The organism is Microbacterium sp. AC035, from assembly GCF_979258485.1.
In genome coordinates this window covers 2,936,095-2,957,539 of record NZ_OZ409858.1, presented here as the reverse complement: position 1 = coordinate 2,957,539, position 21,445 = coordinate 2,936,095, and the positions used below count along the sequence as shown (strand labels likewise).

Annotated in this window: 20 protein-coding genes; 4 read left to right on the top strand and 16 right to left on the bottom strand. The window is 68.4% G+C overall.

Annotation, left to right across the window (positions count from 1 at the left end; all coding sequences use genetic code 11):
- Positions 1 to 111: 111 nt before the first annotated feature.
- Complete coding sequence (locus ACZ0AA_RS14315; RefSeq protein WP_400863180.1) at positions 112 to 411, bottom strand: chorismate mutase; 300 nt, start codon at positions 409 to 411, stop codon at positions 112 to 114.
- Positions 412 to 506: 95 nt separating this feature from the next.
- Between ACZ0AA_RS14315 and ACZ0AA_RS14310 the strand changes: the two genes are divergently transcribed.
- Positions 507 to 1,808, top strand: a complete 1,302-nt coding sequence (locus ACZ0AA_RS14310; protein ID WP_463513311.1) for an AI-2E family transporter — start codon at positions 507 to 509, stop codon at positions 1,806 to 1,808.
- 93 nt (positions 1,809 to 1,901) lie between these two features.
- Here ACZ0AA_RS14310 and ACZ0AA_RS14305 read toward each other — a convergent pair whose 3' ends face one another.
- The 9 genes from ACZ0AA_RS14305 to ACZ0AA_RS14265 form a co-directional block, all read right to left on the bottom strand.
- Positions 1,902 to 2,825 (bottom strand): ABC transporter substrate-binding protein, encoded by a 924-nt coding sequence (locus tag ACZ0AA_RS14305; protein WP_463513310.1) that lies wholly within the window; start codon positions 2,823 to 2,825, stop codon positions 1,902 to 1,904.
- 48 nt (positions 2,826 to 2,873) lie between these two features.
- A complete protein-coding gene (locus ACZ0AA_RS14300) occupies positions 2,874 to 3,662 on the bottom strand; it encodes an ABC transporter permease (RefSeq protein WP_400863183.1) in 789 nt (262 codons plus the stop codon).
- Positions 3,659 to 4,339, bottom strand: a complete 681-nt coding sequence (locus ACZ0AA_RS14295; RefSeq protein ID WP_400863185.1) for an ABC transporter permease — start codon at positions 4,337 to 4,339, stop codon at positions 3,659 to 3,661. Before ACZ0AA_RS14295 ends, ACZ0AA_RS14300 begins: the two co-directional genes overlap by 4 nt.
- Positions 4,336 to 5,223, bottom strand: coding sequence for an ABC transporter ATP-binding protein (locus tag ACZ0AA_RS14290; protein ID WP_400863187.1), 888 nt, complete (start codon positions 5,221 to 5,223; stop codon positions 4,336 to 4,338). Before ACZ0AA_RS14290 ends, ACZ0AA_RS14295 begins: the two co-directional genes overlap by 4 nt.
- Before the next feature lie 64 nt (positions 5,224 to 5,287).
- Positions 5,288 to 5,590 carry a DUF427 domain-containing protein gene (locus tag ACZ0AA_RS14285; RefSeq protein WP_056310755.1) on the bottom strand — a complete coding sequence of 101 codons (303 nt, stop codon included), beginning with the start codon at positions 5,588 to 5,590 and terminating at the stop codon, positions 5,288 to 5,290.
- A 201-nt stretch (positions 5,591 to 5,791) separates the two neighbouring features.
- On the bottom strand, positions 5,792 to 7,225 hold the full coding sequence (locus ACZ0AA_RS14280) for a dihydrolipoyl dehydrogenase family protein (RefSeq protein WP_463513309.1): 1,434 nt from the start codon (positions 7,223 to 7,225) through the stop codon (positions 5,792 to 5,794).
- A gap of 519 nt (positions 7,226 to 7,744) precedes the next feature.
- On the bottom strand, positions 7,745 to 9,115 hold the full coding sequence (locus ACZ0AA_RS14275) for an MFS transporter (protein ID WP_463513308.1): 1,371 nt from the start codon (positions 9,113 to 9,115) through the stop codon (positions 7,745 to 7,747).
- Positions 9,116 to 9,172: 57 nt separating this feature from the next.
- A complete protein-coding gene (locus ACZ0AA_RS14270) occupies positions 9,173 to 10,282 on the bottom strand; it encodes a lactonase family protein (RefSeq protein WP_463513307.1) in 1,110 nt (369 codons plus the stop codon).
- A 7-nt stretch (positions 10,283 to 10,289) separates the two neighbouring features.
- Positions 10,290 to 11,576, bottom strand: coding sequence for an adenylosuccinate synthase (locus ACZ0AA_RS14265; RefSeq protein WP_042540385.1), 1,287 nt, complete (start codon positions 11,574 to 11,576; stop codon positions 10,290 to 10,292).
- A gap of 259 nt (positions 11,577 to 11,835) precedes the next feature.
- On the opposite strand from ACZ0AA_RS14265, the gene ACZ0AA_RS14260 reads away from it, so the two are divergent.
- Positions 11,836 to 12,891, top strand: coding sequence for a DMT family transporter (locus ACZ0AA_RS14260; protein WP_463513306.1), 1,056 nt, complete (start codon positions 11,836 to 11,838; stop codon positions 12,889 to 12,891).
- A 21-nt stretch (positions 12,892 to 12,912) separates the two neighbouring features.
- On the opposite strand, the gene ACZ0AA_RS14255 is transcribed toward ACZ0AA_RS14260, so the two are convergent.
- Positions 12,913 to 14,358 carry a mechanosensitive ion channel domain-containing protein gene (locus tag ACZ0AA_RS14255; RefSeq protein WP_463513305.1) on the bottom strand — a complete coding sequence of 482 codons (1,446 nt, stop codon included), beginning with the start codon at positions 14,356 to 14,358 and terminating at the stop codon, positions 12,913 to 12,915.
- A 1-nt stretch (position 14,359) separates the two neighbouring features.
- The gene (locus ACZ0AA_RS14250) at positions 14,360 to 16,519 is read right to left on the bottom strand and encodes an adenylate/guanylate cyclase domain-containing protein (RefSeq protein ID WP_463513304.1); all 2,160 of its coding nucleotides are present in this window, start codon (positions 16,517 to 16,519) and stop codon (positions 14,360 to 14,362) included.
- Positions 16,520 to 16,630: 111 nt separating this feature from the next.
- Here ACZ0AA_RS14250 and ACZ0AA_RS14245 point away from each other — a divergent pair, with 111 nt between their 5' ends.
- Positions 16,631 to 17,353 (top strand): Pr6Pr family membrane protein, encoded by a 723-nt coding sequence (locus ACZ0AA_RS14245; RefSeq protein ID WP_463513303.1) that lies wholly within the window; start codon positions 16,631 to 16,633, stop codon positions 17,351 to 17,353.
- Here the strand turns inward: ACZ0AA_RS14245 and ACZ0AA_RS14240 are convergent.
- From ACZ0AA_RS14240 to ACZ0AA_RS14225, 4 genes are read right to left on the bottom strand one after another with little or no spacing between them, the layout of a single operon-like run.
- A complete protein-coding gene (locus ACZ0AA_RS14240; protein WP_463513302.1) occupies positions 17,328 to 18,206 on the bottom strand; it encodes a hypothetical protein in 879 nt (292 codons plus the stop codon). The two genes, ACZ0AA_RS14245 and ACZ0AA_RS14240, sit on opposite strands and share 26 nt — an antisense overlap.
- 10 nt (positions 18,207 to 18,216) lie before the next feature.
- Positions 18,217 to 19,449: a hypothetical protein gene (locus ACZ0AA_RS14235; protein ID WP_463513301.1), complete on the bottom strand. Its 1,233-nt coding sequence runs from the start codon at positions 19,447 to 19,449 to the stop codon at positions 18,217 to 18,219.
- Entirely contained in the window at positions 19,446 to 19,733 is a 288-nt protein-coding gene (locus ACZ0AA_RS14230; protein WP_463513300.1) for a hypothetical protein, read from the bottom strand. The genes ACZ0AA_RS14235 and ACZ0AA_RS14230 overlap by 4 nt, the downstream gene beginning before the upstream one ends.
- The gene (locus tag ACZ0AA_RS14225) at positions 19,730 to 20,050 is read right to left on the bottom strand and encodes an SAV_915 family protein (protein WP_463513299.1); all 321 of its coding nucleotides are present in this window, start codon (positions 20,048 to 20,050) and stop codon (positions 19,730 to 19,732) included. The genes ACZ0AA_RS14230 and ACZ0AA_RS14225 overlap by 4 nt, the downstream gene beginning before the upstream one ends.
- 227 nt (positions 20,051 to 20,277) lie before the next feature.
- On the opposite strand from ACZ0AA_RS14225, the gene ACZ0AA_RS14220 reads away from it, so the two are divergent.
- On the top strand, positions 20,278 to 21,438 hold the full coding sequence (locus ACZ0AA_RS14220) for an AAA family ATPase (protein ID WP_400863203.1): 1,161 nt from the start codon (positions 20,278 to 20,280) through the stop codon (positions 21,436 to 21,438).
- The last annotated feature ends 7 nt before the right edge of the window (positions 21,439 to 21,445 follow it).

Here is a 21,445-nt window from a genome sequence, read left to right as displayed (position 1 = left end):
TGACAGACCTGGTGGTTCTGCGTACCCTCGGTCATAGTTTATTCAATAAACTTAGTTCGGTCCCCGGGCGGGTGAGTGCTGCACACACTGTCATCCGCCCGGACGGCCGGATCATCGCCCCTCGGCGGCTTCGGTGTGATGGCGGATGACTTCGGCCACCACGAAGTTGAACCACTTCTCGGCGAACTCCGGATCGAGATGCGCCTCCTCGGCCAGCGCCTTGAGGCGTGCGACCTGCTGCTCCTCGCGCCCCGGGTCGGATGCCGGCATCTCGTGCTCCGCCTTGAGCTGGCCGACCTGCTGCGTGGCACGGAAGCGCTCGGCGAGCATGAAGATGAGTGCTGCGTCGATGTTGTCGATGCTCGAGCGCAGTCGGAGGAGTTCAGCCCGGGGGTCTTCGGCGGCGGTCATGCCCCCTACTCTACGGAAACACGGGGCTGAACGACCCCACCCCGGACGGGGGATGGCTCCTCGGTCGCGCCCTGGTCGAACGCTATCGTGAGCACATGAGCCGAGAAGAGCACGAGCCGTCCTCGAGCGGATCCGCTGCCGCATCCGCCCCACCCCCGGCATCCGAGCGCGAGCCCTCGGCGTCCGAGCACGAGCCCTCGTCGACCGACGCATCCGCTGACGGCTCCGCGTCCGCGAGCTCGCCCACGACAGGGCCCGCCTCCGTCGCGGCGACCGGTCCGCGCGACTCGACGGCGTCGCCCGCCTCCCGTCACGGCGTCGTCGAGCCCATGACGCCGAGCCGGTCGTTCTGGACGCGCATCGACCGTCCGTTCGTGTTCGGATTCCTGGTGACGCTCGGCGGCCTCGCCGCCATCGTGCTCGGTCTGGCGGTCGCGAACCTGTCGACCGTGCTCATCTACATCGCACTCGCCCTGTTCGCCGCCCTGGGGCTCGACCCCACCGTGCGGTTCCTCGAACGGCGAGGGCTGTCGCGGGCCATCTCCGTGGTGGTCGCGATCCTCGGACTCATCGTCGTGGCGGGCCTCGTCGTGTGGATGGTGCTTCCGGTCGTGATCGACCAGATCGCGAGCTTCGTGCGATCGGTGCCGGGGCTGATCCAGGAGTTCACGCGCAGCGACATCTATGCGACACTCGACGCCCAGTTCGGCGACCAGTTCCAGGACCTCGTCGCAGAGGTGCAGAAGTTCCTCTCCGATCCGGGCAACATCGCCGCGATCGGCGGTGGGGCGCTGCAGGTCGGCGCCTCGATCGCCAACGCCGTCTCGGGCATCATCGTCGTGCTCGTGCTCACGCTCTACTTCGTTGCGACACTGCCCTCGATCAAGACCGGGATGCTGCGTCTCGCTCCCGCCCGTGACCGCGCTCGCGCAAGCGACATCACCGACCAGATCACCGACTCGGTCGGCGCCTACGTGATGGGAATGGTCGTGCTCGCGTTCTGCAACGCCGTGCTCGCGTTCCTGCTCTACGTGTTCCTGGGGCTGCCGTTCCCGCCGCTGATGGCGACGGTCGCCTTCTGCATCACCCTGATCCCGCTCGTCGGATCCGTGATCTTCTGGATCATCGGCACGAGCCTCGCGCTGTTCAGCGACCCGATCGCAGCGCTCGTCTTCGCTCTCATCTACCTCGTGTACATGCAGATCGAGGCGTACGTCATCACCCCGCGCGTCATGAACAAGGCGGTCGCCGTTCCGGGAGCCCTCGTCGTGATCGGCGCCCTCGCCGGTGGCACGCTGCTCGGCCTGCTCGGCGCTCTCGTGGCGGTGCCCGTCGCGGCATCCATCCTCATCATCATCAAGCAGGTGCTGATCCCGCGGCAGGATGCCCGGGTCTAGCGCACTCACCCGGCGCGAGGGACGACCGCACCTCACACGCAGAAGTGCCCGGACCCTGAGGGCCCGGGCACTTCTCATGAGAACGACTCGCGATCAGACGAGGTCGTTGTCCTCCAGCCACTTCTTGGCGATGTCCTCCGACGACTGCTGGTCGACCGTGCTCAGCACGTTGAGGGCGACGAGCTCCTCACCGGTCAGCTTGGCGCTGACGGCGTTGAGCACATCGGAGACGTCATCGGCGATGTCGCTCGACACGATCGGCACCACGTTCGACGAGATGATCAGGTTCTCGGGGTCTTCGAGAGCGACGATCTCCTCCGTCTCGAACGCAGGGTCGGCGGTGTAGATGTCTGCGACCTGGATCTGCCCTGCGAGCAGCGACTCGAGCGTGGTCGGGCCGGTGGCCGAGAACGCCAGGTCGACGCCGTAGACCTCCTTGGCCGCAGCCGGGCTGTACGGACGCTGCTCGAACTCGGGGGCGGCGCCGATCGTGACCTGCGAGGTGACCTTGCTGAGGTCGCCGATCGTGGTCAGGCCGTTCTCCTCGGCGAAGCTCTTGAGCACCGTGTAGGAGTCCTGATCGGTCGCCTCGGCGAAATCGAGGGCGGTCAGGCTCTCGGGCAGGGCATCCTGCAGAGCGGCATAGACGTCATCGGGGCTCGTCACGTCGATCTCATCGTCCGAGATGTACTCGAGCAGGCTGCCCGTGTACTCGGGGAAGACGTCGATCTCGCCGGACTCGACATCGGGCATGTACGCGTCGCGCTGACCGATGCTGAGCTGCTTCTCGACGTCGAAGCCGGCGCCTTCGAGCGCCTGAGCGTAGATCTCGGCGATGATCTCGTTGGAGTAGTACGCCTGGGAGCCGACGACGATCGTGTCGCCGCTGCCCGAGCTCTCGCCGGAGTCGGCCGGCTCGCCGAGCGATTCGCTCGAACCGCAGGCGGACAGGGTGAGTGCCGCCGCGGCGACAAGGCCGACGGCGAAGACAGAGCGCTTGCCTCGTGCTGTGAACATGGACTTCCTCTTCTCTGGGGGACTTCTGGGGACTGCTGTGCTGTGGATTCAGGCTGTGGCGGGCTCGGTGGCGACCGGAGTCGGTCCGTCACCGGAGGTGGGCGGCTCCGAGTTCGAGGGCTCGGCCGCGGGAGCGAGCGCGCGCGAGCGTCGGCGTGAGGGGCGGCCGCCCGTGCGCAACCCTCTCGGGACGGCGAGGTGCTGGGCGGCGGCGAGCAGCAGGTCGACGATCAGCGCCAGCGTGGCGACGAGGATCGCTCCCGCAAGCACCTGGTCGAAGCGCTGCAGCGGGATGCCCTGGATGATCGGGTAGCCGAGCCCGCCCAGGCCGACGTACGCGGCGATCGTGACAGTCGCGATGACCTGGAGCAGAGCCGAGCGGATGCCGCCCACGAGCAGCGGAAGACCGAGCGGAACCTCGACCTTCCAGAAGATCTGCCAGCCCGTCATCCCCATGGCCTTCGCCGAGTCGATCACCCGTCGGTCGATCGCCTCGAGCCCGGTGTAGGCACCGGCGAGCAGGGACGGGATCGCAAGCAGCACGAACGTCGTGATCGCGGCCTGGGGAACGCGGAGCACGCCGAGCAGGAGCACGAGGAGAATCATGAGGCCGAAGGCCGGGATCGCGCGTGCCGCACCCGATACGGCCACCGCGATCTCGCGTCCCTTGCCGGTGTGACCGATGAGCCACCCGAGCGGCACGGCGATGGCCGCCGCGATGACCACCGAGATCGCTGTGAGCGTCAGGTGCTCACCGAGCAGCTTCGGCAGTGCGTAGTTGCCGGTCCACTGGGCCGGGGCCAGCATCCAGGCGAATGCTTCGAGGAAGAGGTTCATGCGGGCGCCCCCACCACGACTGGTCGCGCCGCGCTCGTCTTGGTCGTCGCACGCGTCCACGGCATGAGAGCCCGCCCCGCGAGCAGAAGCAGCAGGTCGATCACCAACGCGATGACGACGACGGCGATGATGCCGGCGAACACCTCGGCGATGATGCGGCGGTCGAGGCCGTTGGTGAAGAGGTAGCCGAGGTTCGTGATGCCGATCAGGATGCCGACGGTCGCGAGTGAGATGGTGCTGACCGCAGTGACCCGCAGACTCGCCAGGATCACCGGGCCGGCGAGCGGGAACTCCACCGCCCAGAAGCGCCGGAAGGACCCGAACCCGGTGGCCGTAGCCGCCTGGCGGATGTCGTCGTCGACCGAGTCGAGGCCGTCGGAGACCCCCCGCACGAGGATGGCGATGGCGTAGATCGTCAGCGCGATGATGAGGTTGGTCTCACTGCGGGCCGAGTATCCCGCGACCGACGGCAGCAGGATCAGCAGCGCCAGCGAGGGGATCGTGTAGAGCAGCCCCGTGAGCACGATGATCGGTCCGCGCACGAGCTTGAACCTCCACGCGACCCAGCCGAGGGGCAGCGAGAGCACGAAGCCGAGCACGATCGGAACGATGCTCTGACGCAGGTGCACCAGAGTCAGGTCGACGATCAGATCGAGGTTGTCGACGACCCAGTTCATGTGAGTCCGCTCTGCACGGCTCCGAGGGCGGCGGCATCCGGGCCGGCGAGCGGACCAGCGGACTTCTCGGGCTCGGCCACGATCGCCCCCTGCGTGCGACCCTCGGAGTCGACCACGACGGTGCCGTGCGGGGTCTCTCTGAGGTGCAGCGCGCGGCGCCCGCGGTCGGCGCCGATGAAGGAGGCGACGAAGTCGTCTGCGGGGTTCTCGATGATCTCGCTGGGGCTGCCCACCTGGACGATCCGCGCGCCCTTGTCGAGGATCACGACCTGATCTCCGAGCAGGAAGGCCTCGTCGATGTCGTGCGTGACGAACACCACGGTCTTGTCGAGCTCGTGCTGCAGCCGCAGCGTCTCCTGCTGCAGGTCGGCGCGCACGATCGGGTCGACCGCGCCGAAGGGCTCGTCCATCAGGAGGATGTTCGGATCGGCTGCGAGTCCGCGGGCCACTCCGACGCGCTGCTGCTGACCGCCCGAGAGCTGGCTGGGATACCGTTCGGCCAGCGACTGGTCGAGGCCGACCGTCTTCAGCAGCTCCCGCGCGCGCTCGTGCGCCGGCGCCTTCTTCACACCGGTGAGGCGCAGCACCGTGGCGACATTGTCGATCACCGTGAAGTGCGGCATGAGACCCGAGTTCTGCATGACGTAGCCGATGCGGCGACGCAGCGCGACGGGGTCGCCGCCGAGCACGCTCTCGCCATCGATCTCGACCTCGCCCGACGTCGGCTCGACCATCCGGTTGATCATGCGCAGCAGGGTGGTCTTGCCGCATCCCGAGGATCCGACGAACACCGTCGTCTTGCGAGACGGGAGCACCAGGCTGAAGTCCTTGACGGCGGTGGTGCCGTCGGGGAACTGCTTGGTGACGTTGCGGAACTCGATCACGATTATTCTCCGGTCGGTCGATCGACGAGACGGGCGTCAGCACCCCGGCTGCGGCATACAGAGGTCATGCGGAGACTTCGACCCGCGGGTCGAAGGCGACGAAGCCCGAGAAGTCCTTGCCGACACGGTCGAAGGCACTCGGGAACGGAGTGGGATAGGACCACGCGTAGTCGGTGTGCAGTTCGCCACCCGCCTGCACGGAGAAGTACTGCGCTGCGCCCTTCCAGGGGCACGTGTACTGGGTCGGGCTCTCGACGAGCGCTCCCTCGGTGATCGACGCCGGCGGGAAGTACCAGTTTCCCTCGATGCGGGCGAGATCGCTCTCGTCGGCCTCGGCGATGACGGTTCCTGCGAGTACAGCCTTCATGGTCCTGCCTCCTCGGATGTGGGTTCGAGCGTATAAGAGGTGTGCGACATTCGTCGGGGGGTTGTGCCCGACGTCGTCAATGTGGGACACAATCCTGCTCCGGGCGCACCGATCGCACCAGATCTCTCATCGGCTGTTCGGAGCGGATGCCGGAACGGATGGCGCCGCGCGGCATCCGTTCTTCGCATCCGCCGACCGTCGTCATGCCGAGTCCCGCCCATAGGACTCGAGCAGCCGCAGCCAGATCTCGCTGATGGTGGGGTACGCCGGAACCGCGTGCCACAGGCGGGCGATCGGCACCTCGCCGACGATCGCCACGGTCGCCGTCTGAACGAGCTCGGCGACCTCGGGTCCGACGAACGTCGCACCGATGATGACGTCGCGCTCCTTGTCGATGACGAGACGCGCCTGTCCTTCGAAGCCGTCTTCGTAGAGGCTCGCCCCGGCGACCCCGCCGAGGTCGTAGTCGATCACGACGACATCGGTGCCCGCTTCGCGCGCCTCGGCCTCGGTGAGGCCGACCGACGCGACCTCGGGGAACGAGAACGTCACCTGCGGTGCCGCGGCGCTGTCGGCCGTCGCCACGTGCCGACCCCAGGGGGCGTCGTCGACATCCTCGCCCTTGGCTCGTGCCGCGATCACGTCGCCTGCGGCCCGCGCCTGGTATTTGCCCTGGTGGGTGAGCAGAACGCGGCCGTTGACGTCGCCCACCGCGTAGAGCCAGTCAGAGCCCGGCACCCGCATCGTGTCGTCGACGGTGATCCAGCGACCGGCCTCGAGACCGACGACGTCGAGCCCGACGTCACCGCTGCGCGGAGATCGCCCCGTCGCCACGAGCACCTCGGCCGCCGTGACCGTGGAGCCGTCGTCGAGCACGATCGCGACGCCTGCGTCGCTGCGCGTGACGCTGGTCGTGCCGGTATCGGTGCGCACGTCGACGCCGAGCTCCTTCAGCCCCGCCGCGACGCGCTCTCCCGCGAACGGCTCCATCGACCCCAGCAGACCGCTGCGGGCGATGATCGTCACGTTCGAACCGAGCGCCGCGTAGGCCGTGGCCATCTCGACCGCGACCACTCCGCCGCCGATCACCGCGAGCGAATCCGGAAGCTCCTCGGCGCTGGTCGCCTCGCGACTGGTCCAGGGAGAGGACTCACGCAACCCCTCGATCGGCGGGATCACGGCATCCGATCCCGTGCTGATGGCGACCGCGTGGCGCGCATGGAGCACGCGGGTGCCGCCGTCGGCATCCGTCACGGTCACCTCGCGCTCGCCCGTCAGGCGACCGTGACCGCGCGCGAGGTCGATGCCGGCCGAATCGAGCCACTTCACCTGGCCGTCGTCAGACCAGTTGCTCGTGAACGAGTCGCGGCGGTCGAACACCGCGCGCACGTCGAGCTTTCCGGTCACCGCCTCGGCCGAGCCCTTCACCTTCTGCGCCGCTCGCAGCGCCTGGGCCGGACGCAGCAGCGCCTTCGACGGCATGCAGGCCCAGTACGAGCACTCACCGCCGACCAGCTCGCTCTCCACGATGATCGCGGTCAGTCCGTTCTGCACGGCCCGATCGGCGACGTTCTCGCCCACCGGCCCGCCGCCCAGGACGATCAGGTCGTATTCGTCGGTCTTCTCAGCAGTCATGAGGTGCACCTCTCCGTCGCCCAGTCTTGCTCAAGACCAACGCCGAGTCACGGGGTGGTTGTTCCGTGGGCGCGTCGCCGGGCGCGTCGTCACCGTGGTTCCAGGCCACCTCACCTCCACTCCTGCCCGCCCCTTCTCGGCCGGGTGACCGGTCCGTCTGCAGGATCAGGGCACGTCTGCAGGACCCCATCCGTGGTTCAGTCCTGCATCCGTGCGTCGGTCCTGCATCCGGGCGACGGCCCTGCATCCGTGCGTCGGTCCTGCATCCGTGCGACCCGTATCGGCTCGCATCCCCCTGGTTCCGGCGACGCAGACCTGCCTGGCACCGGCCGGCTCCACAACTCCGGAGATCCGGCGCGCACGAGTCCCGAAACCTGCCGGGCCGAACCGGATCGTGCCGTTCCTCCGGAGTTGTGGCACCGCCTCGGTCCACAGCTCAGCACGAACGTGGCGAATCCGCCCGAAACGGCCCATCCCGGTCAGAATCCGGCGGATCCATGCTGAGTTGTGAACACCAGGTCACACCCCACGAGCAGCGACCCGAGGCGCGAGCACCGCCGCGGCGAGCGCGATGATCCCGGCGAAAGCGAACACCGCGATGAACGGGTCTCCCGCCGCGGCCAGCCCGGTGAACAGCACTCCGGTGATCGCGAGTGCCAGCGCGCTCCCGAACGAGTCGGCCACGGTCATGGCCGAGCTGTTGAAGCCCTGGTTCTCGGGCGCCGACATCTCGAGCGTCAGGGCGCTGGTGCGCGGGCTCATCAGCCCCATACCGGCTCCTGCGATCGCCCAGGCGACGATGATGACGATCACCGACGCGGACAGCACGGTGGCGACGAGCGCGAGGATGACTCCCGCGACGACGAGCACCGTTCCGACCCGCACGGCCAGCACACTCGAGAGCCTGACGCCCATGCGCCCCTGCACGGTGGCGGCAGCCGACCAGGCGAGGGCGCCGCCGGTGAGCGAGAGTCCGGCGATGGTGGGCGAGACCTCGTAGCGCTCCGTCAGCAGGTAGGGGATGTAGACCTGAGCGCCGAAGAAGCCGGCGGCGGCGAGCCCGCGCACGAGCAGCACCGACGGCAGACCCCGTCGCGCCCGCAACGTGCCCTTCGGCAGCAGCGCCCGAACCGCGACCAGTGCCACGACCACGGCGGCGGCCGCGAGCACGGGCCCGGCTCCCGGGAGATCGCCGACGAGATTCAGGGCGAGCACGGCGACCGCGGCGAGCACCGACCAGCCGAGTCGTCCCATGGCCCAGGGCGTGGTGATGTCGCCCTCGCCGGAGAGTCCGCGCAGCGCCGGGATGACCATGAGCAGCGCGGGCACGACGAGGAAGACCACGCCGAGGAACACCCAGTGCCAGCTCCAGATCTCGGTGACGGCGCCGGCGACGGTGGGCCCGACGAGCGAGGGCACGACCCAGGCCGCGGCGAACCCCGCGAAGATCGCCGGGTGCAGGTCCCGCGGGTACACGCGGGCGACGACCACGTAGAGCGCCACCATCAGCCCGCCGTTGCCGAGACCCTGCGCGAAGCGTCCGGCCACCAGCACCTCCATGCTCGGCGCGAGTCCGGCGACCACGAGGCCGATGACGAACAGGCCCACCGACGCGTAGAGCGGCGCCACGGGCCCGCGGCGATCCGCCCAATTGCCCGCCACGGCCATGCCGATGACCCCCGTCGCCAAAGGGCCGGCGAACGCGAGGGCGTACAGCCGTTCGCCGTCGAGGTCGGCGCTCACCGCCGGCATCACCGTGGTGACGGCGAGGGACTCGAACGCCCCGAGGAACACGAGCGCGCAGGCGCCGATGGTGATCCAGACGTAGGCGCCGCTCAGGATGCCGGTGGCGGGCTTCGCGGTCGGAACCGCATCGGTGTCGATGGTCATAGGGTCGACCGTAGAACCTCAACACTGGTTGAGGTCAAGCTGCTCCCGTCGACCGCCTCAGCGCACCGGCAGAATGTGCGTGGGCGCCGGAGCCTGAGCGACGTGCCGGATGTCGAGAGGTGCACCCGTGCGCTCGTCGAGATCGATCAGCGCGACGGTGTCAGAGCGCTGCCCCGCGACAAGCAGCTTGCCCTCGTGCACGAGGTGATGACGCGGCCAGTCGACCCCCGAGTCGGCGAGCGCGATCGACTCGAGAGCCTCGCCCCCGCCGCGCACACGCAGAGCGGCGATGGTGTTGCTGCCGCGCAGAGCCGTGTAAAGGAACTGGGCGTCACGCGTGCGGGCGAGCTCGGCGGGGAAGTCCACGCCGATCTCGGCGATGGGGCTCGTGAGCACCGACGACACGACCGCCCATGTGCCGTCGCGCCCGGCCGCGAGCGTGAACACCTCGCACGAGTATTCGGTCACCACGTGCAGGTGACCGCTGGGGTGCACGACCATGTGACGCGGACCGGTGCCGACGGGCAGCACGACCTCGTGATCGAGCACGAGCCCGCCCGCGATCGGACGCCAGATGCGCACGAGGTCGAACCCGAGATCGGTCGTCGCGATGCGCCCGTCGGCGAGGAACGCCGCGGAGTGGGCGTGGGAAGAGCGCTCGTCTCCGGTGGCGGTGAGCGCACCGGCATACGGATCGGATGCCGAGGTGGCGACACCGGCCGGCGCCGTCTCCTCGAGCGGTTCGCCGAGGAGCGCTGCGCGCAGCTCGGCGGCCTTGCTCACGGCATCCTGCACCAGGCGCCCCTGCGCGTCGATGCCGATGCGCACGACCCGTCCGTCGCCGTAGCAGCTCGCGATGAGGAACGATCCGCTCGACGAGACCGCCACGTGGCACACGCCGTCGCCCGCAGGCACGGGCTCGCCGATCGGCTGGAGCGCCGACGCCCCGCTGCGCGAGAACGCCTGAACCGCCGCATCCCCCTCGAGCGCCGCGTAGACGACGTCGAGGGTCGGATGCTGCGCCAGCCACGACGGCGAGGGGGTCCGAGTGACCGCACCGCGATACTCGAGCGCGGTCGGCGCGCTCTCGTCGCCTGCGAGCAGACCGATGCCGTCTGCCGCGCCCTCCATCGCGGGGCCGTACCCGCCGAGCCAGAACCGTGTCACAGCGCGCTCAGTCGAGCAGGTCGTGACGCACGATGACCTGGTCGCGCTCGGGGCCGACGCCGATGACCGAGATGCGCGTGTTGCTCATGCCCTCGAGCGCGATGACGTAGTCCTGCGCGTTCTTCGGCAGGTCGTCGAACGTGCGCGCGGTCGAGATGTCCTCGCTCCAGCCCGGGAAGTACTCCAGCACGGGAGTCGCGTGGTGGAAGTCGGTCTGGTTGACCGGCACCTCGTCGAAGCGTCGGCCGTCGACGTCGTAGGCGACGCACACCGGGATCTGCTCGAGACCGGTCAGGATGTCGAGCTTGGTGAGCACGAGGTCGGTGATGCCGTTGACCCGAGTCGCGTAGCGGGTGATCGGGGCGTCGTACCAGCCGACGCGGCGCGGGCGGCCGGTGGTGGTGCCGAACTCGAAGCCGCGCGAGCGCAGCCATTCGCCCTGCTCGTCGAACAGCTCGGTCGGGAACGGGCCGGACCCGACGCGAGTCGTGTAGGCCTTGACGATTCCGACGATGCGGTCGAGCGCGCCCGGTCCGATACCCGATCCGGTCGACGCGCCACCGGCGGTGGCCGATGACGACGTGACGAACGGGTAAGTGCCGTGGTCGACATCGAGCATGGTGGCCTGGCCACCCTCGAACACGACGACCTCGCCGCGGCGCAGGGCCTCGTCGAGCAGGTATCCGGTGTCGGCGACCATCGGACGCAGACGCTCGGCGTAGGAGAGCAGGTCTTCGACGATCTCATCGGCCGTGATCGCTCGACGGTTGAAGATCTTCACCAGCAGGTGGTTCTTCTGGTCGAGAGCGCCCTCGACCTTCTGGCGCAGGATGTTCTCGTCGAAGAGGTCCTGCACGCGGATGCCGACGCGGTTGATCTTGTCGGCGTAGGCCGGGCCGATGCCGCGGCCGGTCGTGCCGATCATGCGCTTGCCGAGGAATCGCTCGGTGACCTTGTCGAGCGTGCGGTGGTACTGGGTGATCAGGTGCGCGTTGGCGCTCACCTTGAGGCGCGAGACGTCGATGCCGCGGCCGCCGAGCGCCTCGAGCTCGCTGAAGAGCACCTCGAGGTCGATGACGACGCCGTTGCCGATCACCGGTGTGACACCTGGCGACAGGATGCCGGAGGGCAGCAGGTGCAGCGCGTACTTCTCGTTGCCGACCACGACCGTGTGGCCCGCGTTGTTGCCGCCGTTGAACTTGACGACCCAGTCGGTGCGCTCGCCGAGCAGGTCGGTGGCCTTGCCCTTGCCCTCATCGCCCCACTGGACGCCGACGATAACGATTCCTGGCATGGGTATCCCCCTTGCTTTCGCCGGGTTTGCACCGGCTGATGAGCTGGCCCTTGTCGGGCGACTCCATCCTACCGAAGGGCTGTTTCGCGGCCGTTTCGGGCTGTGGAGTGGCCACCTCCGGGGGTGCTCACCCGACGGGCGCCGGCAGCCGGCGCCGGGCCGGCGTCGGGTCCGGATGCCGATCCCCGGGACACGGGGTGTGCGTCTGCAGGACCGATGCACGGTTGCAGGACGAAAGCCTGCGCCTCGTCCTGCAACCGTGCTCACGTCCTGCGGATGGACCCTGCCGAGCGGAGCCGACGGACAGCTGGCGGAAAACGAGCGGATGCTGTCGCTGCAGCCGGTCGCCGATGTCGGTGGCCGGTGGCACGATCGGAGGATGCCGAAGACCGGTCGCCTGCACGGCGACGACAGCCTGACCACAGCGAAGCCCCGCACCCAGGGGCCGCTCGTGCTCGTCGCCGCCCTCGTGACGGTGGTGCTGTGGGCGTCGGCGTTCATCGGCATCCGCGGTGCAGGGCCGCACTTCGACCCCGGCGCGTTGGCGCTGCTCCGCATGGCGGTGGGCACCGCGGTGCTCTCGATCATCGCGGTGCGCCACGGCATCCGTCTTCCCGACCGTCGGCACTGGTGGCTCGTGGCGGTGTGGGGCATCGGGTGGTTCTGCGTCTACAACCTGGCCCTGAACGCCGCCGAGCGCACGCTCGACGCGGGCACCGCGGCGATGGTCGTGAACCTTGCGCCGCTCATGGTCGTGGTCTTCAGCGGGCTCTTCCTTCGAGAGGGGTTCCCGAAGCCGCTCATCATCGGAGCGCCGATCGCGTTCCTCGGCGTCGTGCTGATCGGCATGAACTCCTCCACGAGCGAGGGGCCTGACATCACCGGCCTGTTGCTCGCACTGCTCGCCGCAGTGATGTACGCGGGATGCACTCTGCTGCAGAAACGTCTGCTCAGCGCGGGCACCGACGCGACGACCTTGACCTTCCTCGGCGCCGCCGCCGGCACCGTCGCGCTGCTCCCCTGGGTGGGCAGCCTGGTCGGCGCGTTGCAGACGGCTCCGCTCGGCTCGACTCTGTGGGTCGTGTATCTCGGCATCTTCCCGACAGCGATCGCCTTCACCACGTGGGCGTACGTGCTGCAGCGCAGCACCGCCGGGCAGACGTCGGCCACGACTTATGTCGTTCCCGCGATCGCGATCCTGATGTCGTGGGCGATCCTCGGCGAGGTGCCGACCCCGCTGATGTTCGTCGGCGGCGCACTCTGCCTGCTCGGCGTGCTCGTCACCCGGATGAAGTGGGGTCGCCGCACGGCCTGACCCAGGCGGGCTGAGAAAGCCTCAGCGCGGCGACACCGACCTGCGCTGACGGATCGACCCGCGCTGCGCCTCGACGCTCGCGAGCATTTCGCCGGCGAGCTTGCGCTTGAGTTCGAGCGACTCTCCGATCTCGGCGGCGAGCCTCGGGCGAGTGCGGATCAGCTCGTCGATCGTCGCGAGCGGCAGCACGAGCACGGTCAGGATCTCGCCCGCGACCGTCACAGCCTGCGTCCGCTCGCGGGTGAGCGCGGTCTGACCGATCAGGTCGCCCTTCTCCGCCGATGTGAACTCGACGCGACCGCCATCGACCTCGATCGCGAGCACCGCCCGGCCCGACACGACCACCCGCACCTCGTCGGGAACGACACCACTGGCGAGAACAACCTCGCCGACGCCGTAGCGCTCGAGATGCGAGTTCTGCGTCATCGCCTCGAGATCGTCGTCGTGCAGATGCAGCGTGCCGGCGATCTCGGCGAGCGCCTCGGCGAGGCGACCGGGCTCGGCGATCGGGTCGGTGGCGTCGCCGTCGAGCGCAAATCCACGCCGCCGCGCCGCGTACCAGACCCACGACAGGTACATCGAGAGTGCGCGTCCGGCATCCGCGGGTCCCGCGACCGGAATCGAGACACCGTATGCGCCGGCGCCGGAATAGCTGACCGAGGCCCGCTCCCGATCGGCGAGCATGGGCAGCGCATCGGCGACCTCGACGAGCAGAGCCATCACCTCGTGCGGCGGATCGTCTGTCGCGAAGGTCACCGAGGTCGATGCCGAGTACGGCCCGTCCGGCTCGGAGAGGTTCGTGAACGACGCACCCGACAGGCTCGAGTTGGGCACGATCTGGATGCCCGACCCCGTATCGATGTGCACGGCGCGCCAGTTGACCTCGACCACGCGCCCTCGAACGCCGGCCGCATCGAGGAAGTCGCCGATCTTGAACGGCTGCTCGAACAGCAGCAGCAGGCCCGAGATGACGCCGCCGACCGCGTTCTGCAGCGCGAGCCCGATGACGATCGATCCGACGCCGAGGGCGGTGAACAGGCCGCCCACATCGGCATCCCACACCCACGAGAAGAGGAGAGCGAGCCCGAGGGCGACGAGCACGAGACGGGCGATCTCGACGAAGATCGTCGGGATCCGCTTGCGCCACGAGTCCTCGGCGGCGTTGGCGAACAGCGCCACATTGAACGACGAGAGCAGCAGCAGGATCACGAGGAACCCGAAGACGGTCGCGGCGACGCGGGTCCACACCTGATCAGCGGGCGACTGGGTCGCGAAGGCCAGCAGCGCGAACAGTGCGCCGACCGGGATCACCCCGTTGCGCAGCAGACGGAGGGGGCCGGCGAGCGGGCTGTTGCGACGGCGGAGCCCGTTGATCATCTCGGTGAGAACGACGAGCAGCACCGGCACCCCGACCGCGAGCGCGACGACCCACCACCCCCAGCCATCGCGGAACGCGTCGTCGAGCATGTCAGCTCACCTTCCAGACGGTCTCGCTCTTCCCGTGCGCCTCGACCGTGCCTGCCTCGGTGAACGTGAAGATCTCCCGCGTGCGGTCGTAGACCGTCTGACTCACATACACGCCGGGGTCGCCGGTGACCGAGCGCACCCGATAGGCGAGGTTCACCGCATCACCCCAGAGGTCGTAGGCGAGAGTCGTGCGGGCGACGAGTCCGCTCGTGACGGTGCCGGTGTCGACCCCGGCACGGAGGCCGATCGACGACCCGTTCTGCGCGTTGAACCGCTCGACGACGCCGAGCAGGAGGCGCGCGAAGTCGACGCTGCGGCGCACGTTGTCGACGCGAGGCACGATCAGACCGGACGACGCCAGGTACCCGCCGCGCAGCGTGCGGACCTTCTCGACCCCAGCCTTCTCGGCCGCCTCGTCGAACCCGCGCATGAGGGTGTTGAGCAGCCCGATCTCCTGCTCGGCGGTCAGGCCCCGCGCGTACTCGTCGAAGCCGACGAGCTCGGCGAACACGACCGACACGTTCTCGTGCGCCTCCGAGATCGCCTCGTCGCCCTTCTTGTACTTGGCTGCGACGCTCTCGGGCATCAGGGTCAGCAGCAGCTTCTCGTTCTCGGCCTGCTGCTCGTCGATCAGCTCCTGCTTGATGCGCAGACTCGATGCCATGTCGTTGAACGCGCTGCCGAGATCGCCGAACTCGTCGCGCGAGCCCTGCGGCACCTGCACGTCGAGATCGCCCTCGGCGACGCGATGGACCGCACCGACGAGCCTGTGCACGGGGCGGGTGAACACCTGCGCCAGCAGCAATGAAAGCAATGACACCCCCAGCATGATGCCCAGCAGCGACAGCAGCACCGTGCGGGTGAAGTCGCTGACGGGCGCGAACGCCTCTTCGGAGTCGATGCGGGCGATGATCACCCAGTCGAGGCCCTCGACCTCCAGCGGCGCGTAGGCAGTGACGCTCTCGCGGCCCAGATAATCCCGCCCGATCGTCGTGCCCGAACGGCCCGCCTGGGCATCCGTCACCGCCTGGGTGTTGACCTGCTGCAACAGCACCGTGCCGTTCACCTCGACGGCTCGCTCGGCGACGCTCGGCGGGACGCCGCCGTTGATCGCGATCTCCTGGTAGCTCGCCGGGTCCTCGATGAGCCGCCGCGAGTTGCTGCGCATCAGATCGTCGCGACCCACGAGGTAGACCTCGCCGGTGTCCCCGAGTCCCTGCGACTTCCACTGCTCCGAGCCGGTCGTGAGGTCGTTGATCGTCTGGATCGAGACCTGGAACGCGATCGCGCCCGTGATCCGATCGTCGTTGCCCACCGGCGAGATGACCCACATTGTCGGGATGTTGAGCGACGGGATCCACCGCTCGAAGTCGGTCAGGATCACCGTGTTCACCGAGTTCGTCGCGATGGCATCGGAGTACGCGCCTGCGAGCACGGTGTCTCGGTAGGCTCCGGTCAGCAGGTTGGTGCCGAGTTCCGGCCCCTTGTATGCCGAGAACACGACATCGCCGTCGAGGTTCATCAGCAGGGCATCCTCGTAGCCGGCTTCCTCGACCAGCCGTGTGAAGTAGTCGCCGTAGCGCACAGTCGCCTCGCCGTAGGGCGTTCCGTCATCAGGATCGTTGTCGTTGAGGAGGGTGTCGTAGTCCGCGTCGAAGTCCTCGTTCTGGGTGGTGAAGTGAGACTGCAGGTGCTGGCCGGCCACGGAGTCGGGGATGAAGGCACTGTCCCCGTATTCGTCGCCGGTCCGCCCTTCGAGCTGAGGGATGAAGAAGTCCCTGTAGTACGCCTCGAGTCCTTCGCGTTCCCCCGGCTCGGGTTCGTGCTGCTGCAGCTCCTCGAAGCCCTCGTTGAGGGAGGTCGAGAGCGTCTGCGCACTGAGGTTGCGCGAGTGCAACGAGGCATCGCGCTTGACCGTCTCGAGTGCGTCGGTGATCTCCGCCGCTCTCATGGATCGGATCGTGATGAGCTGATCGACCGCCGAATCGTGCAGCGACTGCCGACCGTTGACGAATCCGATCGCGCCCACGATCACGGATGACACGAGACTCACCGCCAGGAGCATGATGAGGAGCTTCGACTGGATGCTGAGCCCAGCCCGTCCGCGCCACAGTCGTCGCCGCTCCCCCGTGCCGTTGGATCCCGCGGTGCCCTCGCTCATGTGCCCCTCCCGGCCGCGTGCGCTGCGCTTGCGCAGACGCTATCGACATATCGGTATTTCGGTCTAGCGATCAGACGGATCCCGACCGATAAAGTGTGCGCGGAGGCGAATATGACGACTTGGTGGCCCTACGCACGACTCGCAGCAGCAGTGCTCGGACTCGCGGCGATCGTCGCACAGCTCGCCCGCAGCATCCAGAATGCGCTGAACGCCACCACCGAGTGGGGTCAGCACATCCCCACCGTCGCCGCGAACTTCCTCAGCTTCTTCACGATCCTGTCGAACGTGCTCGCGGTGATCATCCTGACGATCGGCGCGATCTGGGCACTGCGCCACCGCCGCGACACCGAGCCGGAGCCGACGTGGTTCGCGATCGTCCTGGCCTGCGTGAGCACCTACATGATCGTCACCGGCATCGTCTACAACACGCTTCTCCGCAACGTCGAGCTGCCCCAGGGCGTCACCGTGCCGTGGTCGAACGAGGTGCTGCACGTCGTCATCCCGCTGTTCCTGCTCGCGGATCTGCTGTTCGCACCGCGTCGACGCGCGCTGCGGTGGAGCGCCGTCGCCATCGCAGCGATCTTCCCGATCGCCTGGGTCGTCTACACGATGATCCGCGCGAACCTCATCATCGCTCCCGCCACCGGCGATCCGTGGTGGTACCCCTATCCGTTCCTCGACCCGCACCTCGTGCCCGGCGGCTATCTCGGCGTCGCGGGCTACATCGTCGGCATCGCGATCGCCATCATCGGCGTCGCGTGCTTCGTGGTGTGGGTCGGCCGCAAGCGCGGCAGCGCGACGGACACGGCTAGCGGATCGCGCCCTCAGGGCTGAACACCGAGAGCACCGCAGCACTCACATGCTGCGGGGTTGTGGCCACGGCCTCCCGCGGATCGAGAAGTCGACCGGGCACCCGGTCGCCGCGGAGCTCCTCCCGCGTCGACGGCTCCAGTCGATAGAGGCGAAGCGCGAGCCACAGCAGCGTTCCGTCCACCCCCAGCGCTGAGGGGTCGACATCGATCACGCCGCGCCTGCGCGAGAACGGATGACGCCACCGCTCCCGATAGCTGACGGCCCCGGGACGCACGGCGACCTTGAGCACCATCGAGTTGTTCATGCCGACGCCGAGGTCGATGCTCTGGATGTCGTCCCAGTGCACTTCGGCATCGAGGTGGAAGGTCGCGGATCCGAGCCCGCGGGGATGCAGGAACAGTCGCCGAGGCTGCCGTAGCGAGATCAGGTGGCTGACGATCGGACCGAGCAGCAGCACCGCGAACAGTGCCCAGACGATGCGCCACGCACCGCCGACGCTCACCGCGGCAACCGCGAAGGTCGCCGCTGCGGCGAGCGCCGCGACCAGCGTCGTCGCGGGCACGAGCTTCGATCCGGGAAGGAGTATCCCCCCGGGGACGCTCGCGCTCGCCCGACTGACGTCCTCCGCGCTCACGCGTCGGCGAGACAGGGTCGTGAGCCACAGCGTCACCGCGATCACCCACCAGAGCGCGGGGACGGCGATGAGCACACCCAGGATCGGGCGCATGGATGCGGTGTCCTGCAGATACATCAAGACGCACAGCACAGTGGCGACGGCCGCGAGGATCACGTTCATCACGACGACGGCCACCCACAGCGGTCGTCCGATCGAGTACTCGAGCGCACTGCGCGGCATCGTTCTGGGCCGCTTCATCGTTCCCGCATCATCCGAAGATCGAGTTCCAGGCGCCGCCGATCGCGTCGCCCACGGCCCCGGCCGCATCGCCCAGCGCCTCGCCGGTGTCGACGAGCTCATTCCATCCGGACTCGAAGACGTTGCCCGCCCCCTCGAACATGCCGTCGATCATCCCGGACGTGAAGACGCCGACGACTCCGCCCACCACGGCGCCCGCCGCGGCGCCGACGATCGTGCCGGCCGGCGGCAGGATGAACGAGCCGATGATGGCTCCGGTGCCTGCCCCGGCGCCGATCCCCGCGACCATACCGCCGATGTTCGACGCTGCAGCCTGCTGCCAGGATTCACCTCCGTTGGCGATGTCGTCGTAGATCGCGTAGCCCGTTCCCGCGATGCCGAGCACGACCAGCCCCTTGCTCAGCGCCGCGCCCGCGCGCAGCGTGCCCATCAGGCCCTTCTCGCCTCCTGCGAGCAGGTCGTCGGTCGTCGACAGCAGCTTCGCGACGTCGTCGGTCTCGTCCAGCAGACTGTAGAAGTTCGACTTCGGGCCGTTGATCGCCCCCGAGGGGGTTCTCACGCTCTCCAGAGACTTGGTCAGCGATGCCAGCCGTTCGGCGTTCGTCACCTTCGTGCTCGTCAGACGGAACGCGGCATTGGCCAGTGCGCCCCCGGTGATCGCCCCGGTGAGAAGCCCCGTCAGCACGGTGAGCATGTTCGCTCCGGACGCCGCCCACGTCGTCGCGAACGCGTCGAGAGCTTCCTGCCACTGGGTGTTCGCCGCCTCGGCCTCCGCGACGACCGTGTTCCACGTCTGAACCTTGGCCGCATGGGCCGCTGTCGCGGTGGCGCTCGATGCCGTCTCGGAACCCGGCTCATCGGGGTCGTACTCGCGCGCCGGAGCGTTGCCCGGTCCGTGCACCTGTGTTCCCGACACCGCAAGCCCTCCTGCCGATGCGGTGGCCAATGCGCCTGTCATACGACTCTGAGCGTCCCGCAGAGCATCTGCGAGCACGAGCACCGACCGGCCTACGGAGGACGCCTCGGTTCCATAGGTCGCAACGGACGTGTTCGCTGTGGAGACCGTCTCCGAGAACGCGTCGGCCCCCGAACCCGCCCAGCCGTCCAGCGTTGTCGCTCGCGCCGATGAGATGTCGCTCGAGAAGTTCTCGGCGCCGCCGGCGACCTTGTTCTTCAAGAAGATAGCGATCGTCTCGATGTCGTCGGGCGAACCCTCGATCCTGGTTTCCTGCACCGAGCTCATTGCAGGCCCGCCCCCAGCTCTGACACTCGAGCCTTCGCGAAGTCCTCCATCGCACCGAGGTCGTCGACGGCGGCCTGAACAGCGTCCGTGATGGTGTCCACTTCTACGACCAGACGGAGAGCGATGTCGGTCGTCAGCGCGAGAACATCGGCAAGCACCGCCGCTGCCGCACCGAGATCTCCGCCGCTCGGATTCGCTGCGGCCAGCGTCGCGTCGAAATCCTCAGTCCCGATGCGAAGAGCAGAGATACCGCTCGCAGTCGCCTGAGCATCCGCCCGGATCATGACTGCTCGCGCGATTCCGCTTCACGCGCGGCATCGCCCTCGGCACCCTTGCGCAGACGCGCCGGCATGACGATGTCGAGCACCACGGTGTCGAACTGATCGACCTCTCGGAAGCTCTCGAGCTGAACGGTCGGCACAAGCGCCCAGGGCTGCGCGACGCCCATGCCACGGTGCAGCCTGTCCAACGCCGAATATGCCAGGAGAGCCTTCCGGCCGTCCTTCGTCAACCGGTATTCGAGTTGAGCTTCGGCCGGATCTGCCGTCTCCTCGGCAAGAGGCACGTAGAGCACCGGGGGCAGGTCGCTTGCTTGCACCATGATCGTTCCTCGTCTCTCCACGCGGGATTCCAGCTAACCACGCCTCCGCCGCGCCTGCCGATATATGCGTCGGCTCGCACCAGGGTCGACGACGTCGAGCCGCCGGATGGTGCATCCGTGATCTCGCCCTGCATCCGTATCCGGGCCGGAGCGGCGAGATCGGATGCGGTTACGCTGGTCGACGGGGGTCGTCGACGCGTCCCCCGTGGGAACGAGGAGACATACCGATGAACGAGCCCTACGCGCCCGGCCCCTCCGCAGGTTCGACGCCGCCGCCCCCACCTGCCCCCTCCGCCCAGGCCGCCCCGCCTGCCCCTCCCGCTCCTGCGGCCCGTGCTGAGGCATCCGCAGCATCCGCTCCCCCGGCCCCTGCGGCGTCGACATCGGCGAGCAAGAGATCCGAAGCTCCCACCGAGGCCGAGCTTCAGCGCGCGACCGCCGTGCTCAAGACCGTGTCAGACGCGTACTCGGCGAAGATGGTCGGCCAGGAGCGCCTGCGCATGAGCCTGCTGATCTCGCTGATCGCCGGTGGGCACATCCTGCTCGAAAGCGTTCCGGGTCTCGCGAAGACGACCGCGGCGAGCACGCTCGCCGACACCGTCAGGGCGCAGTTCAAGCGCATCCAGTGCACCCCCGACCTGCTGCCCAGCGACATCACCGGCAACCAGATCTACGACGCGGCGACGGGCTCGTTCCGCACCGTGCTCGGCCCGGTGCACGCGAACTTCGTGCTGCTCGACGAGATCAACCGGTCGAGCGCCAAGACCCAGAGCGCCATGCTCGAGGCGATGCAGGAGCACCAGACGACGATCGGCGGCGAGGTGCACCACCTGCCCAAGCCGTTCCTCGTGATCGCGACGCAGAACCCCATCGAGCAGGAGGGCACCTACGAGCTGCCCGAGGCCCAGATGGACCGGTTCCTGCTCAAGGAGATCGTCGAGTACCCGAGCCCCGCCGAGGAGTTCGAGATCCTCGGGCGCATCGACTCGGGTGTGCTCGACCCCGACCGCCACGTCTCGAGCGCGATCAGCCTCGACGACGTGCACATGCTGCAGGACGTCGCGAGCCGCATCTACGTCGACCCGGCCATCCGCAATTACATCGTCTCGATCGCCTACGTCACCCGCAACCCGGCGCCCTACATCGGCGAAGAGCGCGCCCGCTTCATCAAGTACGGCGCGAGCCCTCGTGCGAGCATCGCGTTCCTGCAGGCATCCCGGGCGCTGGCGCTGCTGAACGGCCGCGGTCACGTGATCCCCGAAGACATCCGCTCGCTGCGCCACCTCGTGCTGCGCCACCGCGTGCTGCTGACCTTCGAGGCCGATGCCGAGGGCATCCGCAGCGAGGAGATCATCGACCAGATCTTCGCCGCAGTGCCCACACCCTGACCTCGCC

Bases quoted from the DNA above. Each gene is read 5' to 3' on its own strand.
- ACZ0AA_RS14230 (WP_463513300.1), bottom strand. From the start codon at position 19,733: ATGATCCGGGCGGATGCTCAGGCGACTGCGAGCGGTATCTCTGCTCTT.
- ACZ0AA_RS14305 (WP_463513310.1), bottom strand. From the start codon at position 2,825: ATGTTCACAGCACGAGGCAAGCGCTCTGTCTTCGCCGTCGGCCTTGTC.
- ACZ0AA_RS14235 (WP_463513301.1), bottom strand. From the start codon at position 19,449: ATGAGCTCGGTGCAGGAAACCAGGATCGAGGGTTCGCCCGACGACATC.
- ACZ0AA_RS14250 (WP_463513304.1), bottom strand. From the start codon at position 16,519: ATGAGCGAGGGCACCGCGGGATCCAACGGCACGGGGGAGCGGCGACGA.
- ACZ0AA_RS14315 (WP_400863180.1), bottom strand. From the start codon at position 411: ATGACCGCCGCCGAAGACCCCCGGGCTGAACTCCTCCGACTGCGCTCG.
- ACZ0AA_RS14265 (WP_042540385.1), bottom strand. From the start codon at position 11,576: ATGCCAGGAATCGTTATCGTCGGCGTCCAGTGGGGCGATGAGGGCAAG.
- ACZ0AA_RS14295 (WP_400863185.1), bottom strand. From the start codon at position 4,339: ATGAACTGGGTCGTCGACAACCTCGATCTGATCGTCGACCTGACTCTG.
- ACZ0AA_RS14285 (WP_056310755.1), bottom strand. From the start codon at position 5,590: ATGAAGGCTGTACTCGCAGGAACCGTCATCGCCGAGGCCGACGAGAGC.
- ACZ0AA_RS14245 (WP_463513303.1), top strand. From the start codon at position 16,631: ATGACGACTTGGTGGCCCTACGCACGACTCGCAGCAGCAGTGCTCGGA.
- ACZ0AA_RS14275 (WP_463513308.1), bottom strand. From the start codon at position 9,115: ATGACCATCGACACCGATGCGGTTCCGACCGCGAAGCCCGCCACCGGC.
- ACZ0AA_RS14280 (WP_463513309.1), bottom strand. From the start codon at position 7,225: ATGACTGCTGAGAAGACCGACGAATACGACCTGATCGTCCTGGGCGGC.
- ACZ0AA_RS14310 (WP_463513311.1), top strand. From the start codon at position 507: ATGAGCCGAGAAGAGCACGAGCCGTCCTCGAGCGGATCCGCTGCCGCA.
- ACZ0AA_RS14225 (WP_463513299.1), bottom strand. From the start codon at position 20,050: ATGGTGCAAGCAAGCGACCTGCCCCCGGTGCTCTACGTGCCTCTTGCC.
- ACZ0AA_RS14240 (WP_463513302.1), bottom strand. From the start codon at position 18,206: ATGAAGCGGCCCAGAACGATGCCGCGCAGTGCGCTCGAGTACTCGATC.
- ACZ0AA_RS14300 (WP_400863183.1), bottom strand. From the start codon at position 3,662: ATGAACCTCTTCCTCGAAGCATTCGCCTGGATGCTGGCCCCGGCCCAG.
- ACZ0AA_RS14220 (WP_400863203.1), top strand. From the start codon at position 20,278: ATGAACGAGCCCTACGCGCCCGGCCCCTCCGCAGGTTCGACGCCGCCG.
- ACZ0AA_RS14255 (WP_463513305.1), bottom strand. From the start codon at position 14,358: ATGCTCGACGACGCGTTCCGCGATGGCTGGGGGTGGTGGGTCGTCGCG.